Raw genomic sequence first — 17377 nt, forward strand, 5'->3', positions numbered from 1 at the left:
CTATATAAATTGCGTTTTTATATATTTGCGTGTTATACAAAATTACATTTAGAATAGAACATATGAGCGAAGAAATCAAGAACAATTATTCGGCAGATAGTATTCAGGCATTAGAAGGAATGGAGCACGTAAGGATGCGTCCTTCCATGTATATAGGTGATGTTGGAGTTCGTGGACTTCATCATTTAGTATATGAAGTTGTTGATAACTCTATTGATGAGGCAATGGGTGGTCACTGTGATACCATCAGTGTTGCTATTAATGAAGATGGTTCTATTACAGTAGAAGATAATGGACGTGGTATTCCTGTTGGAATTCACAAAAAAGAAGGTGTTTCGGCATTGGAGGTTGTAATGACTAAAATTGGTGCTGGAGGTAAATTTGATAAAGATTCCTATAAAGTTTCCGGAGGTTTACACGGGGTAGGGGTATCTTGTGTGAATGCTTTGTCTACTCACTTAACAGCTACGGTTCATAGTAGTGATGGTAAAATTTACCAACAAGAATATGAGAGAGGTAAAGCTTTGTATCCGGTAAAACAAATTGGAGATACTTCTAAGAGAGGGACAATTGTAACTTTCTATCCAGATCCAACCATTTTTACACAAACTACGGAGTATTCGTATGATACTTTGTCGGCTCGTATGCGTGAGTTGGCTTACTTGAACAAAGGAATTACAATCAATTTTTGTGATAAAAGAGAATTAGATAAAGACGGAAATCCTCTTGGGGAAGTATTTCATTCTCAGGAAGGTTTGAAAGAATATATTCGTTATTTAGATGGAAACCGTGAGCCTATTATTGGTCACGTTATTTCTATGGATAATCAAAAAGCCGAGATTCCGGTTGAGGTAGCTTTAATTTATAATACGAGTTACTCTGAGAATATTTTTTCTTACGTAAATAATATTAATACACACGAGGGAGGAACGCATTTGCAGGGATTCAGAATGGGATTAACTCGTTCTTTGAAGAAATATGCCGATGCTTCTGGAATGTTGGATAAATTAAAATTTGATATTTCTGGAGATGATTTCCGTGAAGGTTTAACGGCTATTATTTCGGTTAAAGTTTCTGAGCCTCAATTCGAAGGACAAACAAAAACCAAATTAGGTAACAGAGAGGTTGTTTCTCCTGTGAGTCAGGCAGTAAGTGAGATGGTAGAGACGTATTTGGAAGAAAATCCAAATGACGCTAAAATCATCGTTCAAAAAGTAATTTTGGCAGCTCAGGCGCGTCACGCAGCTAAAAAAGCGCGTGAAATGGTACAACGTAAAACCGTGATGGGTGGCGGTGGATTGCCAGGTAAATTATCCGATTGTTCTGAGCAGGATCCTGCAAAATGTGAGGTGTATCTTGTCGAGGGAGATTCTGCGGGTGGAACGGCTAAACAAGGTCGTGACCGTAATTTTCAAGCGATTTTACCATTACGAGGTAAGATTTTGAACGTTGAAAAAGCAATGCACCACAAAGTTTTCGAAAACGAAGAGATTAGAAACATCTTTACTGCTTTAGGGGTTACTATTGGAACAGAAGAAGATAGTAAAGCTTTGAATATTTCAAAATTGCGTTACCATAAAGTAATCATCATGTGTGATGCCGATGTCGATGGTAGTCACATTTCTACATTGATTTTGACATTCTTCTTCCGTTTTATGAAAGAATTGATCGAAGAAGGGCATGTTTATATTGCTGCTCCGCCTTTATACTTGGTTAAAAAAGGAAATAAGAAAGAGTATGCTTGGAACGATGTTCAACGTGATCAGGCAAATGAAAGAATGGGAGGAAGTGCTAATATCCAACGTTATAAAGGTCTTGGAGAGATGAATGCTGAGCAGTTGTGGGAAACTACAATGGATCCAAATTTCAGAACGTTACGTCAGGTAACTATTGAGAGTTTAGCAGAAGCTGATCGTGTGTTTTCTATGTTAATGGGGGATGAAGTACCGCCACGTAGGGAATTTATCGAGAAAAATGCGGTTTATGCTAATATTGATGCATAAAAAATAGTTTTTTCGGTGGTTATTTTGAGTAATAAATTGTAGATTAGCGAGAGTTAACCAATTTTTTTACTTAACCGAATAAACGTTTTAATATGAAAGTTACTATTGTAGGAGCAGGAAATGTTGGCGCAACCTGTGCAGACGTTATATCTTATCGTGGAATTGCTAGTGAAGTAGTTTTGTTGGATATCAAAGAAGGTTTTGCCGAAGGTAAGGCTCTAGATATCATGCAATGTGCTACAGATACCGGGTTCAATACTCGTGTAATAGGAGTTACTAATGATTATTCAAAAACCGCAAACAGTGATGTGGTGGTTGTAACTTCTGGAATTCCTAGAAAACCAGGAATGACTCGTGAAGAGTTGATAGGTATTAATGCAGGCATTGTTAAATCGGTTGTGGAAAATATTTTAACCTATTCTCCAGAGACTATTATTGTAATGGTTTCAAATCCAATGGATACAATGACCTATTTAGCATTAAAGTCAACAGGTCTTCCTAAAAACAGGATAATAGGTATGGGAGGTATTTTAGATAGTTCTCGATTTAGAACTTATCTCTCTCTTGCTTTTGATAAACCAGCTAATGATATTTCAGGAATGGTAATAGGTGGTCATGGTGATACAACGATGATTCCTTTAACACGTTTGGCTGCTTATAACGGAATACCTGTTAGTCAGTTTTTGTCAAAAGAGGTATTGCAAAAAGTGGCTGCAGATACCATGGTAGGAGGAGCGACCCTTACAGGGCTTTTGGGGACATCAGCTTGGTATGCACCGGGAGCTTCTGTAGCGTTTTTGGTAGACAGTATTTTGAATGATCAAAAAAGAATGATTGCTTGTTCTGTTTATGTTGAGGGCGAATACGGTCAAAATGATATTTGTATTGGAGTGCCATGTATCATCGGTAAAAATGGAGTTGAAGAGATTATCGATATTCAATTAGATGATAATGAAAAAGCTTTATTTGCGAAGAGTGCTGATGCAGTTCGAGCTATGAATGATGCTTTAAAAGGTATTTTGGCTTAACAAATTTCACATAATAGAGTGAAGACTGCAATTTTGCAGTCTTTTTTTTGAGATTAATTAATAAATAAATTGGTTAATCTTAACCAGAATTATATATTTGCTCGGTTTAAAAAAAGATTTATAGCCATTTTTGTTCAATTTGGAAAAATAGTAATAGCTAAAGTGTTGGTTATTAAGGCTTGATGAAAAAATAAATTTAAAATAATTAATTTTTAGTAATAATGCAGAATAAAGGACTTATTAAATTTTTCGCAATTCTATTTGCATTGGTAAGTATTTACCAACTCACGTTCACTTTCGTTGCTAATGGCGTTAAGAGTGAAGCTAAAGCTTTCGCAGGGGATAATCCTGATAAAGAGCTAAAATATTTAGATTCTATAGGTAAAGTTCCTGTGTTGAATCTAGGCTTTACTGAATTTACATATGATGAGGTAAAAAACAAACAATTAAATAAAGGTCTGGACTTAGAAGGGGGAATCAATGTAATTCTTCAAATTTCTATAAAAGATGTATTGAAAGGATTAGCTAATAATTCTAAAAATCCAGTTTTTAATAAGTCATTGGCAGATGCAACTGCTAATTTAGAAGGAAATAAAAATTACTTAGATAAGTTTTTTGAAGCTTTTGAAGCGAATTCAAAAGGAACAGTAAAATTAGCTTCTCCAGATATTTTTGCAAACAGAAGTATGCAGGGTGAAGGTGGTGTTGATTTTCAAATGACCGATGCTCAGGTTCAAAAAGTAATCAAAAGAAAAGTTGGTGAATCTATCGAAAGTGCTTACAAAGTATTAAGAGAGCGTATTGATAAATTTGGAGTAACTCAGCCAAATATCCAAAAATTAGGAGAATCAGGAAGAATCTTAGTAGAGCTTCCAGGTGCTAAAGATGTGGATAGAATTAAAAAATTATTGGGTGGAAAAGCACAATTAGAGTTCTGGGAAACTTATAAGATAGAAGAAGTTGGTAACTTCTTGATGGCTGCCAATGAAACTTTGAAAAAAACAGAGGTTACTAAAAAAGAAGCTAAACCAGTCGTTAAAGATTCATTAAGCGCTTTATTAACGGATGCAAAAGATACAGCTACTGCTAAAAAAGGAAATAATCCTTTATTAGACAAGATGATTGGTCAAGGTGGTGGACCAGTATTAGGTTTATTTGCACCAAAAGATACAGCGGTAATCAATGCTTATTTCAAAAGACCAGAAATTAGAAATTTATTAGCTGCTGACCAACGTTATGCAAAATTTGTTTGGAGTAAACCAACAAATTTAACTGACAAAGATGGCAAACAAATTGAAGCTGTAGAATTATATGCTTTAAAAGGTAACAGAGACAATGTTCCAGCGATGAACGGAGGTCTTGTAACGGATGCAAATGATACTTTTGACCAAATGGGTAAACCTGCTGTTTCTATGCAAATGAGTCCACAAGGTGCTAAAGTATGGGAGGAATTAACAGGAAGAGCTTTTACTCAAAAGAGTTATATAGCAATTGTCTTGGATAATGTAGTTTATTCGGCTCCAGGTGTTACTAGTGGGCCAATTGCAGGTGGTAGATCTGAAATTACTGGATCATTTGATATTACAGAAACTAAAGATTTAGCTAACGTATTAAACGCAGGTAAATTACCAGCTTCTGCTGATATTATACAATCTACAGTAGTTGGACCATCTTTGGGACAGGCTTCTATTGATGCAGGTATGATTTCTTCTATTGTAGGATTAGTTCTTGTATGTTTATGGATGGTATTCTATTATGGTAAAGCAGGTTGGTATGCTAACTTAGCGTTAATATTAAACTTACTTTTCTTATTCGGAATTATGGCAAGTTTTGGTTTTGTTTTAACATTACCAGGTATTGCGGGTATCGTATTAACATTGGGTACAGCGGTTGATGCGAATATCATTATTTATGAAAGAGCAAAAGAGGAATTGCGTGAAGGTAAATCTTTATCAGATGCTGTAATTTCGTCTTACGGATGGCATGGAGCGATGCGTTCAATCATTGATGCTAACGTGACTCACGTTTTAACTGGGGCTATCTTGTTTATTTTTGGAACTGGACCTATTAAAGGTTTTGCTTTGACATTACTTATTGGTATCGTAACTTCATTGTTTACCTCAATTTTTATTGCAAGAATTTTTATTGATAGAAATATTTTAGGAAAAGCTAGTTTGACATTTTCAACTAATATTACTAAAAATTGGTTTACTAACTTCCACTACGATTTTATCAAAATCAAAAAGATTACCTATGTATTCTCATCTATTGTGGTGATTGTTAGTTTGATTTCTATTTTCTTCGTTAATGGATTAGATGAAGGTGTTGATTTTGTTGGAGGTAGAACATTCCAAGTTAAATTTGAAAAGCCTGTAGACGCGGTAGTTGTTTCTGAAGAATTATCAGCTGCATTTGGTACGCCAGTTGAAGCTAAAGTTTTAGGAGATGCTGATCAATTAAAAATTACTACTAAGTATAAAATTAAAGAAGACGGTGTTGCTGTTGACGAGGAAGTGAATCAAAAATTATACAAGGCATTATCTAAATATTACACTAATGTATCTTATGATAAATTCACTAATACTTTTGATGGAAAAAAAATAGGTGTACTACAAGCATCTAAAGTAGGTGCTTCTATCTCTGAAGATATTAAAACAAACTCTTATTGGGCGGTTTTAGGTGCTATGGCTGTTATTTTCTTATACTTGATGATTTCATTCCGTAAATGGCAGTATTCATTAGGTGCTGTTGCAGCTGTTGCTCATGACGTAATCTTTGTATTAGGAATCTACTCTTTATGTTATAAATTCATGCCTTTCCACATGGAAATGGACCAACATTTTATCGCAGCTATCCTGACGGTTATTGGTTATTCGATGAATGATACAGTAATTGTATTTGATAGAATAAGAGAATTTATTATTGGTAACCGTAAAGGATCATTTGTAGAAATCGTTAATGCTTCTATTAATACTACTTTATCTAGAACATTGAATACTTCATTGATGATGATACTTGTTTTATTAACGATGTTTATTTTTGGTGGAGAATCAATTAGAGGATTTATTTTTGCAATGTTAGTTGGTATTATTGTAGGAACGTATTCTTCTTTATTTATTGCAACACCAGTATTAGTTGATTCGATTTCAGTTGAAGATAAAAAACAAATTGAAGAACAACACAAAGCTGTTTAAAACAATTTTATTCTGCATAAATAGCCCTAACTTTTGTTGGGGCTTTTTTTTGTTCTAATTTTAATTGCAAAATGTAGTTTATGTTTTGATTCTTTTTTTAACCCCTGCTTTTTTAATATATTTACTTCATAATAGGATTTCCCCAAATCTCAACTATTTAAATATTGGAAGAATGAAAAAGAATATACTTTTATTTGTCTTTGTCTGTCTCGTTGATTTGTTGTTTTCTTCGAGTTTGTCAGCTCAAACACCTACGCCTACAGTTACTTCGCCAATTTATTATTGCCAAAACAGTGTTTCAATTCCTTTGACTGCAACAGCTTCTCCAGGTGGAACATTAAATTGGTATGGTACTTCAGCGACTGGAGGTACTTCTTCTTCTGTAGCTCCAAACCCTTCTACAGCGGTTGTGGGGACAATGTCTTATTATGTGAGTCAAACAATAGCCGGAGTTGAAGGAAATCGTGCTCGAATTGATGTTAATACGGTTGCTAATAATGGAAGTAAAATTCTTTTACTTAGATGTGATCGTACGCAAATTGCTGCTCCTAGTAATATTTATAATGCTGTTTTTTTTGATTGGACTAATACTCCAGGTGTTCCTAATCAATATACTTATAGTTATACAATTGATGGAGGAAGTCCAGTATTTGGTACTAAAAATGATGGAACTCATTTGCAAGTAGATGGTTTAACACAAGGTCAATCAGTAACATTAACGGTATGGCATACGACTTATCCATGTGATCGTTCTGATATGACTTGTACAGTGCCATGTCAAACTTTTTCAACCCCTACTTTCAATCAAATAGATCCTATTTGTGAAGGTGAAGTTCCTCCTGCATTACCAACTTCTTCTTTAGAAGGAATTGAAGGTACATGGTCTCCTTCTGTTATTGACAATACAATGACCACTACTTATGAGTTTAGTCCAAATGCTAATGAGTGTGCCAATAAAACAACAATGACCATAGAGGTAAATCCAGATAGTCCCGGCTTTGAAGATTTTACAATATGTTCCGGTAGCCCAGTGGCAAATTTAGATTCAACATCACCAAATGGAGTTACTGGAAGTTGGGATGAATCAGTTGTTGATAATTTAAATTCAGCTGATTATACATTTACTCCCGATTCTGGACAATGTGCTACACCTCAAACTATTTCAGTTACTGTAATTCCATCGAATACTTTGACTGATTTTAGCTGGACGGTTACAGAGGCTTTTGCTGAAAACCAAATAATCACTATTTCGGCGACAGCGGCTGGTGGCGATTATCTTTATCAATTGGATGAAGGTCCTTTACAATCTAGTAATGTATTTGAATATGTAGCTTCAGGGACACACTCAGTAACTGTAGTGGATCAAACAGGATGTAGTGAACCTATAACCAAATCAGATATAGTGGTGATTAATTTCCCTAAATATTTTACTCCAAATAATGACGGATATAATGATTATTGGAATGTACCTGAGTTAAGTTCGCAACCCTATGCTTATATTCGAATTTTTGATCGATATGGAAAGTTTTTAAAACAAATCAGTCCTAATGGAGCAGGATGGAATGGAACCTATAATGGACATTTTTTACCTGCTGATGATTACTGGTTTGTTATTCATTATATTGAAAATGATGTGGTTAAGGAATTTAAATCCCATTTTGCTTTAAAGAGATAAAAAAATTGAGGAATTCTTAAAAGTAATTTCTCAATTTTTTTGTGTTAAATTCCAGTTTTAATTTCACCTATTATAAATTCAGAACCCTCTTTGTAATTGGTATTGTAAAAAACTTTTACATCATTTCTTTCGGCTAGTTTTCTAACCAGATTTAATCCCATTCCTGTTCCTGATTCTCCTCTTGATTTTTGTCCTAAAGTGTAAAACATTTGGAATATTTTTTCAGCTTGATTTTCGGGAATTCCTGGACCATTATCTTTAATTGCTAGTTGTTGCAGCTCTTTGTTGTAGGATATGGTAATTTCTGTAATGTCTTTATCGTTGTATTTAATGGCATTGGACAATAAATTTTGTATGATTTGTTTAAATGCAACCGACTGAAAACTGATTGTATGATTTAAGTCAATTTTGTTAATTTTAATGTTATTATTTGGATTGATTAACTTAATTACAGTATTAACTTCATTCAGAATGTTTATCGCTTCTTTACCTTCATTATTTTCAACATTTTTAGAATAATGTAATAAGTCATCAATTAATTTAGACATAGCAGCTGCTGATGTTTTAACCATGTCAAATAATTCATTGGCATGATCATTTATCTCTAATATGTGTTCGTCCTCAATAAATTCAATTAATGATTTAATATTATTTAATGGTGATTTTAAATCATGAGCAATAATATTTGCAAATTGTTCCAACTCACCATTTTTGGTAACTAATTGCTCATTTAATTTTTGTAATTCTTGTTCGTAATCCCATATTTTTAAGAAAGAATCAACTTTTTTCCTTGTTATTTCAGTATTTAAAGGTTTGAATAAGAAATCGATAGCTCCTAGTTCGTATGCTTTATTGATATATTTGTCTTCATTGCTTATTGCTGTTACAAATAAGGTTGGGATATTAGCTGTTTTAGGGTGTTGTTTAGTGATTTCTACAAATTCGTATCCATCCATTTCGGGCATTTGAACATCGACCAAAATGAGTGAAATTTTCTCTTTTAATAAAATTTGCAAACCTTCATTTCCTGAATTACAGGTAATAATTTCTCTGTTGGGTTTTTCTAATATGCTTTTAAGTGCAATTAAATTTGCGGGTTTATCATCTATTAGTAATAATTTATGTTTTACAGTATTCATTATTAATTTTATTTGAAATGTTTGTGGTATTTAATTCAATATGTTTGTTGTAAATGACTTTCGCAGCATTTGGCATTTTTTCAAATTCGGCTTCTTTGCAATCTTGTATTATAGTCGTTCCATTGTTTTCGGCAATTGTTTTTAATCCTTTTGCTCCATCTTCATTCGAACCAGATAACAAAATCCCTAAGCATTTATCTTGAAATGCCAATGCAAATGACTCAAATGTTACGTCTATTGATGGGCGACTAAAATTAATTAGTTCGGAAACGTCTAATGAAAACGTTAAATTGTCCTCAATTAGTACATGGTAATTTGCTGGTGCCGTATATAGGAATCCTTTTTTTAATTCGTCTTTATCTTCGATTTCTTTTACTTGATAATGAGTGTGTTGTTGTAAAATGGTTTCAAAGGAGGAAACGGTGTTTTTTAATCGGTGTAGAATGACAACAATAGGCGTATCAATGCTTTTGTCTAATTGTTGTAAAATAGACAAAATAACATTAAAAGCTCCTGCAGAACCACCAATTAAGATAACGTTAGGTTTCATTTTATTTTTTGATATATTTTTTCCTCACGGTCAATTTCTTTGAAATTTTCGTACACCGAACTAAAACGTAATGATTCTTTTTTTCCAATAGCCAAAAATCCATAAATGGGTAAACTATCATAAAATAGCTTTAAGGCCTTATTTTGTAAATCATTATTGAAATAGATTAAAACATTTCTACAAAGAATTAATTGGCATTCTTTGAAAACACTATCTGCTACCAAATTATGATTTGAAAACAAAATGTTTTGTTTTAATTCGGAATTAATCATAGAGTGTTTTTCGTCTGTAACAAAATAATCGTTTAAAGTTTCTTTTCCTCCACAATCAAAATAATTTTTGACATAATCTTTGAAATTACTGTTGTCATATATTCCTTTTCGAGAACGTTCTATGGCATTGCTACTAATATCTGTTCCATAGATTCTCGTTTTATCGAAGAGTTTGTTTTCTTTTAAAAGAATATTTAACGAATACGCTTCTTCTCCAAAGGAACAACCAGCACTCCAAATAGTTATTTTAGGATAACTATTTAAATAAGGAAAAACTTTTTGTTGTAAGGCTTTAAAGAAACTAGGGTCTCTGAAAAAATCACTCACATTAACCACTATTTCATTAATGAAATTTTGAAAAATGATAGGATTATTGATTAGTTCAAATTTCAAATCGACCGTGTTTGTCATTTTGTTGATTTCCATAAAACGATTCACTCTCCTGAGCATAGATGCTTTGGAATAATCACTAAAATCATAGTCGAATTGCATCTTTATCGTAAAAAGCAACTCATCGAGTTCATTCAAAGTAATCATTTATAAATCCAAATGCTGATTAATGAAATTAGTTTTTGAATATCAATAGGTTTTGATTGATAATCCGAAGCTCCTGCATTTAATATCTCATCACGATCACCCTTCATTGCCTTTGCGGTTAAAGCAATTATAGGTAGATTTTTCCATTTTGGATTTTCTCTTATTTTTTTTGTGGCTTCAAATCCGTCCATTTCAGGCATCATAATATCCATCAAAACAATATCAAAACTTTGATTTTCTTCTAAGGCGTTTAAGGCTTCGATTCCATTAAAAGCCGTAGTTATTACAGCCCCTTTACTGGTTAATGCAGCCGATAACGCATAGATATTTCGAATATCGTCGTCAACAATTAAAATATTTTTGTCTTTCAGAATTTCGCCTCCAGCTAGGTTAGGAGCTGTTTCGTAAGCTTTGTTTTCTGAAGTTTCCACTTTGTTTAAGAATAATAGAATTTCGTCTTTCAAGCGTTCTGTAACGTTGTCTGTTTTAATAACAATACTATCAGCATTTTTCTCTAGTTCTAATTGCTCATTATCAGTTAAGCTTTTGCCTGTATTGATAATAATTTTAATCTTTTTGTTTTTGGAAATATTTTTTAATTCAGAAATAGCTTTGACATTATCAGAATCCGGTAATCCTAAATCAATAATGGCACAGTCAATATCGACATTGCTTAGTATGTTTTCGGCTTCAGATCGAGAATAAGCCTGTAAGCAAATGGTATTTTTGTCGTTTGCATGTAGCAATTGTTTGATGGAATAATTTAATTTTTCATCATCTTCCAAAATCAATACTTTTTTAAATACTTTATTGATTTCCTCGTCTATGGATTGGAAAGCATTTTTAAGTTTCTCAGGAGTAATTGGTTTTACTAAAAAGTCAAATGCGCCCATTTCTTTGGCTAATTTTTCTCTTTTCATTCCTGACATAACATGAACAGGGATGTGTTTTAATTCGGCATCTTCTTTCAGCCATTTTAATACTGTCCATCCATCGATACCTGGTAGTTTCATGTCTAAAATAATCGCTTTTGGATTGTATTTTTTGGCATATTGAAAACCAGTTTCTCCTTGATGCGCAATAATCGCTTTAAAACCATTATTGTGTGCTACCTGCAGCAATACCTCAGCGAATGATGGGTCGTCTTCAATAATTAAGACGGTTTTATCATCAATATCAGCTAGATTTCTATCATCATTTATGTTTGCAGCTAAATCAATTAATTCTTCGTTTGCCTTTGGGTATTCCGACTCAATACGTTGTTCTTCTTTTACGGCTGAATGGGTTCTTGTTGTTTGAATTGGAGAAACTACTTCTTCCGTTGAATATGTATTAGAATTTTCTTGTTCCGTTTTGTATTGTACAGGGATCAAAACACCAAAAGTACTTCCGTGGTTTAATTGGCTATCAAAAAATACTTCTCCATCCAGAAGTTGGGCTAATTGTTTTGAAATGTACAATCCTAATCCTGTACCACCATATTTTCTGCTGGTAGAACTATCAGCTTGTTGGAAACTTTGAAATAGCTTTTTCTTATTTTCTTCAGAAATCCCAATACCGGTATCTTTAATTTTGATGCATAATATTTCGCTCTTATCTAATGCAAAGAGTTTAGGATTGTTAAAATCGCTATGATCTTTGGCTGCATCAAATGTCATCGATACGGTTCCACCATTTGGAGTGAATTTTAAAGCATTCGATAGGAAATTTTTAAGTATTTGTTCAATTTTACCAATATCTGTAAATAATTCTCTAGGGCAATCATCGGTTATTTTGGTTTCAAAATGGATTTCCTTTTTGTCCATTTGTGCTCTAAAAAGACCATCCATATCCGAAAATATTCGTTCCGAAACAGTATTTTCAGGATAAACTTCTACTTTACCAGCTTCAATTTTTGATATATCTAAGATATCAGTGATAAGATTGAGTAGGTCTTTGCCAGAGGTGTTAATTACAGATAAGTTTTCTAATTGTGCGGTAGTTAAGTTGCCTGAGGGGTTATCTTTTAATATATCAGATAAAATTAAGATACTGTTTAAAGGTGTTCTTAATTCATGCGACATATTAGCAAGAAATTCAGATTTGTATTTACTAGCTTGAGCAATTTCTTCTGTTTTTACGTTTAATTCTTCTTGAGCGATAATAAGGTCGTTATTTTTTCTCTCTATTTCGTGATTTTTAGTTTCGAGTTCTCGACTTTTTTCTTCTAAATACGCATTGGTTTGTTCTAACTCGGCAGCTTGTTTTTTTAGTTCTTCTTCTGATTGTTGAAGTAATAAAGTATGTTTGTTAAGTTCGTCGTTGTTTTGTCTTAATTCTTCTTCTTGAACTTGCAAGATGTTATTTTTTTTGTTTATCTCTTCCATAGAAATTTTCAGTTCTTCATTTCTAATGAAAACGGCGATTGCATTTCCTAGAGATTCCTTTAGTGTACCTAATAATTTTTGGTCAAACTCTTTAAAGTTCTCTAAAGAGCCAATTTCGATAACACCAATTACTTCACTTTTATATAAAATAGGAGTGATTAAAATATTATAAATGGCTGATTTACCTAATGAAGAAGAAACATAAGAGTATTCTTTTGATAGGTTATTCAAACATTTTTGTTCATTGTATTTTGCAACTTCGCCTATTAAGCCTTCACCAAGAGCAATTTTAGTTGGACTCTTATCATTATCAGCATAACTGCCAATTTTGATTAATGTATCATTGTTTTCTCTATAATTCTTGATGTAAAATGTTGCTTGACATCCATTAGTTTGTTGGCTTAAAACTTTACTTAGGTTAGAGCCAAAATCATTAATATTTTTTGAACTAATAATGGTTTTATTTACATCAATAATGTTTTTCTCTAAAAGACTATTTTCAATAGCTTCATCATTAAATTGCTTGAGTTTAGTAGACATGGTATTTAGCGATTGATTTAAACTATCAGCAGCACTTCTTACTTTGATGGTATTTCCAAATTGACCAGCGCTTATTTCTGTTGCTAAATGAATTTGTTCTTTAATGGCTTCGGTTAGTTTTCTTACTGATTCTCTTATCGAATTCAATTCGAAATTCCCCGATAATTTGTGTTCAAATTCACTGTAGCCTAAGGCTATTTTTTCAATTTTAAAAGCTATTAATTTTAAAGAATTAGAGGTGTTTGTAATTAGTTTAAATACCGAAATAGCAGTGCTAATTAATAAAAGTACAAGTAAAATGATTGCTGCGATACTAGCATTGACAGTTTGTTTTTTTTCATTTTTTACCAATACTTTAATTTCATTGAATTTTTTTATTTTAAAGTCATTCAATTGATTGTTTACTTTTTCGGCTTGCTGCCACCATTCTTCAGGAGTTGTTTTTAAAGTTCCTTTAAGTATTGATTCGGAATTATTTAAGAAGGACAAGTATTCAGTTGATTTCTTGTATTTAAGAATAGCGTCATTAATATGGTCATCATTATAATTTTCTAACTTAAAAGTTGAATTGTCATTGGTGTTTCTTAAGTTGGCATAATAACCATATAAATCATTATGAATTGAATCATCTATTAATTTATCTAAAACAATTCCTCGAATTAAATTAGCAGAGCGTTTAGAGTCAACATATGCTTTAAAAATGTTGGCTTGTTTGGCTAATAATGCGTTGTTGCAATTAATTATTTCACGTTCAATCAAATTATTGAAGATGTGATTTAAAGTAAGGTACTTATCAAAATTATCTGCAGATGAATTTGTTTGTTTATTTGTTTCATAATGAATGCTGTGAATGATTTCTTTTGCTTTTTCAATATTACTTTCAATGATAGAATCTTTAGAATTATGATTAGAAAACCATTCTAATGTTTCGTTCATCTTTTGTTTAAGTTCTGTTGTTTTCGTATCGTTAAACTTTGAATATTCAGTCCAAGTTCTTTCGTTATTAATTAAAGTTAGCCCTTCAGAAAAAGCAATTATTTCTTCAATACTACGACTGCTATTTTCAATTCTTTCAAATTTCTCGTAGGTTTTAGTAATATCGATTATGGTAAAGTAAATAAGTCCTACAATAGGGATAAGTAGAATTGTTATTAGTTGTGTTTTAAAGGATAAATGTTTCCACATGTTTGATGATAATTGTAGTTTTTATAGGTAAATTTGGGTTTTTGTTTTTACGACAACAAATTACAAAAAGATAGTAAGATTATGTTTGAATATTACAAAAAAAGCATTTCAACTTGTGATGAAATGCTTTTTTTTGATTTTATGCTAAGATTTAGTTGTTAGCTTTTATGTTTTTAATGTATTGTGTTAATTTTTTTCCATACATGGATTCCTTTATTTTCGGACTCATCGATTTTGCTATGGTGTCTAAAAATTTTACGTTGATATCGTAAACTTCTGCTAAGGCAATATAGGGAGCAATTTCATGGTCTTTATTGTTCATCGCATAGTTAACAGCAAATAGGTACTTGCGTTTCATGTTTAATTCCTGCAATTGACTAAGACTATCTACTGCTTTAGTGTCTTTGCGTTTAATTGCTTTAAATTTTTGTTCAATAAGACTTAAATTTTGATCTTTATATCTTTCAGTTGTTTTTTTATACTCTTCATATAATTCGTGGTTTTTAGAACCTGTAATTTTTGCATCAGAGAGAAATGCATCCAGATTAGTTTCTAAGGTCATTTTGCCTGGTTCGGCAAAAAACATGAGGTTGTTGTCTAATGAATTAGAAACACCTCTATCCACAAATAAATAAAGCATTTCTGGAGATTTTAAATCTAAATAACTTTCAAATTTTGAATCACCTTCAATTTTTATAGTGTCAATTGCAATTAGTGAAGTGTCAACAAATTTTTGAATGTATAAAGTCCCGTCTTTTAGTCCTTTTACATTTCCTGTAATGTGTAAATTTCCTTTTGGTTCTTTTTTGTCACATGCCGCTATTGCTAGTAAAGCAACGAATGCAAGAATTGATTTTTTCATTAGTTAAAATATTTTGTGCAAAGTAAAGAAAATAGTTGAGAAACCGAATAGTTGATACAATTCTGTTTTAATAGGTTTAAAAAAATATTAACCTTTTAACCAAGCTTCTTTTAATTGTTTTTTAGATTCATCAAAAACTTTCAAAGTTTCTTTTTCAATCATAGGTAATTTTACTATTCCTTTTATGGTTTCTTCTTTACCATTACGTTTTATTTTTATTGTAATGGCTTCATTTTCTTTCCATTTAGTACTTTGACTGATTAAATCATAGATGTTGTCTAGATTGTAGTTTTTATCGTTAATGCTTAAAAGTAGGTCATTTCCTTTTAGCCCTAGATGATCAAAGAAAATATTTAATTGCATATTTGGAGCTACAAAAATTTCTTTTGATGTAGGGTTTACATTAATGTATGGTGTGTTATTATCTTTTAGAAAAACGGCAGCTGCTTGCTGTGTTTTAGATTTTCCAACACCAACTTTACCCAAAAACAGATCATATGGAATAGGGGTAGGACCAGCAACATACGTTTTAAGAAAGTCACCCACTTCAGGATAAGTTAGTTCTGTTATTTTGCCAAAAAGTTCTTCATCATTAAAAGCTTTTGAAACTCCGTATTCATTTGATAATTTTTGCATTAAATCTAGAATTCCACGTTGACCATTGCTTTTTTCTCTGATAATAATGTCGATACACATTCCAATTAATGCTCCTTTTTGGTAAACATTTAAATACTGTGCTTTATAAGGTTCTTTTAATACATTAGCACTCATTTTTGTAAAAGGCATTGTGTCGTTGAGTGCTTTCGATTCTTCTATTTTTTCTGCAATTCGATTGTAAAAATCGGATTCAGAGATTAGACCTTGGTTAATTTGAAAAAGATTAGCAAAATATTCGGTCACACCTTCGTACATCCATAAATGTTCGGACATTTTGGGTGCATTATAATCAAAATCTTGAATTTCTTTCGAATGAATAGTAAGTGGTGTAACTATATGGAAAAATTCATGAGAAACTACATCCATCATCGATTTTACTAATTCTTCTTTATCCATTATTTCGGGTAAAACAACTGTAGTAGCCGTTGGGTGTTCTAGTGCTCCAAAACCATGTGCATCATCCTCTTTTAGACTTGATAAGTATAAAAGAACGCTGTATTTTTTTGTAGAATTGATTTTGCCTAAGAATTTCTTTTGGGCAATCATCATGGTTTTCATTTCTGGAGTAATGCTTTCGGCAGTATATTTTCCTGTTGGGGAATACACACAAATTTGAATATCCATCCCATCAACTGTAAAAGTAGTATAATCAGGTTTTGAATACATGATAGGATTTTCTACAAGTTCGGCATACCGTGATGTAGTGTACACATCATTGGTATCGCTAGAATCGATGTCCGTCAATGATGTTGCTCCCCATAATGTTTTAGGATGATTTATACTTAATTGGTAAGGATTTGAAAGATAATTGTCAAAATAACCTATGAAACAATGAGTGTTAATCATGAAATTTTCTCCAGCAATAATATTTGAACCTGCTGGTGAAAATACATCTTCGTTGCCAAAACTAGTTCCTTTTTCAATGTCGAAAGTGTCATTGACTAAATAGGTGATTTTACTTAAAGATTTAGCATTTGATATTGTCCAAGTGTTTTCATCTGTTTTTTTGACTAACAATAAATTCCCTTTTTTATCATATGCCTTTAAATCTTCGATGTATTTTCCATAATTGCTCTCGGAGTAGGTTCCAGGAACTGTTTTTGGTATTCGATAATTGATTTCAGTGCTTTTTATTTTAGGGGCTTTAATAGTAACTAAAACTTGATCGTTTTTTACTTCATTTAAATTGATGGTAGCCTCAATTGTGGCTAGTGTGTTTTTGCTAGTTTGAACAGACTTACAACTCCAAACCAAAGAAGTGAAGGCAAATGCTAATAATAATTTTTTCATATAATGTTTTGAAATTAAGTGGTTTAGCTCTGTTTTTAAACAGCGCAAAAGGTATAAAAAAAACACCCGTTCTTGAGAG

10 protein-coding genes are annotated in these 17377 nt (G+C 32.1%); 4 read left to right on the top strand and 6 right to left on the bottom strand.

Annotated features, from left to right (window positions below; all coding sequences use genetic code 11):
- Positions 1 to 62: 62 nt before the first annotated feature.
- The 4 genes from gyrB (at position 63) to ACFPTQ_RS06845 (ending at position 7900) form a co-directional block, all read left to right on the top strand.
- The gene (gene gyrB / locus ACFPTQ_RS06830; RefSeq protein WP_379775446.1) at positions 63 to 2003 is read left to right on the top strand and encodes a DNA topoisomerase (ATP-hydrolyzing) subunit B; all 1941 of its coding nucleotides are present in this window, start codon (positions 63 to 65) and stop codon (positions 2001 to 2003) included.
- 92 nt (positions 2004 to 2095) lie between these two features.
- Positions 2096 to 3031, top strand: a complete 936-nt coding sequence (gene mdh, locus ACFPTQ_RS06835) for a malate dehydrogenase (protein ID WP_379775449.1) — start codon at positions 2096 to 2098, stop codon at positions 3029 to 3031.
- 221 nt (positions 3032 to 3252) lie between these two features.
- Positions 3253 to 6225, top strand: coding sequence for a protein translocase subunit SecDF (secDF, locus tag ACFPTQ_RS06840; protein ID WP_379775451.1), 2973 nt, complete (start codon positions 3253 to 3255; stop codon positions 6223 to 6225).
- Between the two features lie 172 nt (positions 6226 to 6397).
- Positions 6398 to 7900, top strand: coding sequence for a T9SS type B sorting domain-containing protein (locus ACFPTQ_RS06845; protein ID WP_379775453.1), 1503 nt, complete (start codon positions 6398 to 6400; stop codon positions 7898 to 7900).
- Between the two features lie 44 nt (positions 7901 to 7944).
- Here the strand turns inward: ACFPTQ_RS06845 and ACFPTQ_RS06850 are convergent, their stop codons facing one another.
- From ACFPTQ_RS06850 to ACFPTQ_RS06875, 6 genes are all read right to left on the bottom strand, one after another.
- The gene (locus ACFPTQ_RS06850) at positions 7945 to 9039 is read right to left on the bottom strand and encodes a sensor histidine kinase (protein ID WP_379775455.1); all 1095 of its coding nucleotides are present in this window, start codon (positions 9037 to 9039) and stop codon (positions 7945 to 7947) included.
- Positions 9020 to 9589, bottom strand: coding sequence for a chemotaxis protein CheB (locus ACFPTQ_RS06855; RefSeq protein ID WP_379775457.1), 570 nt, complete (start codon positions 9587 to 9589; stop codon positions 9020 to 9022). Before ACFPTQ_RS06855 ends, ACFPTQ_RS06850 begins: the two co-directional genes overlap by 20 nt.
- Entirely contained in the window at positions 9586 to 10398 is an 813-nt protein-coding gene (locus ACFPTQ_RS06860; RefSeq protein ID WP_379775459.1) for a CheR family methyltransferase, read from the bottom strand. Before ACFPTQ_RS06860 ends, ACFPTQ_RS06855 begins: the two co-directional genes overlap by 4 nt.
- Positions 10395 to 14489, bottom strand: coding sequence for a response regulator (locus ACFPTQ_RS06865; protein ID WP_379775462.1), 4095 nt, complete (start codon positions 14487 to 14489; stop codon positions 10395 to 10397). Before ACFPTQ_RS06865 ends, ACFPTQ_RS06860 begins: the two co-directional genes overlap by 4 nt.
- 151 nt (positions 14490 to 14640) lie before the next feature.
- Positions 14641 to 15351 (bottom strand): DUF4369 domain-containing protein, encoded by a 711-nt coding sequence (locus tag ACFPTQ_RS06870; RefSeq protein WP_379775465.1) that lies wholly within the window; start codon positions 15349 to 15351, stop codon positions 14641 to 14643.
- A gap of 87 nt (positions 15352 to 15438) precedes the next feature.
- Positions 15439 to 17298: a peptidase M61 gene (locus tag ACFPTQ_RS06875; RefSeq protein WP_379775468.1), complete on the bottom strand. Its 1860-nt coding sequence runs from the start codon at positions 17296 to 17298 to the stop codon at positions 15439 to 15441.
- Positions 17299 to 17377: the final 79 nt, after the last annotated feature.

This window comes from Flavobacterium sp. GCM10022190 (assembly GCF_042656445.1).
In the GTDB taxonomy this organism is placed as follows: Bacteria; Bacteroidota; Bacteroidia; order Flavobacteriales; family Flavobacteriaceae; genus Flavobacterium; species Flavobacterium nitratireducens.

What these genes read in the sequence shown, in the direction of transcription:
- ACFPTQ_RS06870 (WP_379775465.1), bottom strand. Translation starts at nt 15,351, where the DNA reads ATGAAAAAATCAATTCTTGCATTCGTTGCTTTACTAGCAATAGCGGCA.
- ACFPTQ_RS06855 (WP_379775457.1), bottom strand. Translation starts at nt 9,589, where the DNA reads ATGAAACCTAACGTTATCTTAATTGGTGGTTCTGCAGGAGCTTTTAAT.
- mdh (WP_379775449.1), top strand. Translation starts at nt 2,096, where the DNA reads ATGAAAGTTACTATTGTAGGAGCAGGAAATGTTGGCGCAACCTGTGCA.
- ACFPTQ_RS06875 (WP_379775468.1), bottom strand. Translation starts at nt 17,298, where the DNA reads ATGAAAAAATTATTATTAGCATTTGCCTTCACTTCTTTGGTTTGGAGT.
- ACFPTQ_RS06850 (WP_379775455.1), bottom strand. Translation starts at nt 9,039, where the DNA reads ATGAATACTGTAAAACATAAATTATTACTAATAGATGATAAACCCGCA.
- ACFPTQ_RS06865 (WP_379775462.1), bottom strand. Translation starts at nt 14,489, where the DNA reads ATGTGGAAACATTTATCCTTTAAAACACAACTAATAACAATTCTACTT.
- ACFPTQ_RS06845 (WP_379775453.1), top strand. Translation starts at nt 6,398, where the DNA reads ATGAAAAAGAATATACTTTTATTTGTCTTTGTCTGTCTCGTTGATTTG.
- secDF (WP_379775451.1), top strand. Translation starts at nt 3,253, where the DNA reads ATGCAGAATAAAGGACTTATTAAATTTTTCGCAATTCTATTTGCATTG.
- ACFPTQ_RS06860 (WP_379775459.1), bottom strand. Translation starts at nt 10,398, where the DNA reads ATGATTACTTTGAATGAACTCGATGAGTTGCTTTTTACGATAAAGATG.
- gyrB (WP_379775446.1), top strand. Translation starts at nt 63, where the DNA reads ATGAGCGAAGAAATCAAGAACAATTATTCGGCAGATAGTATTCAGGCA.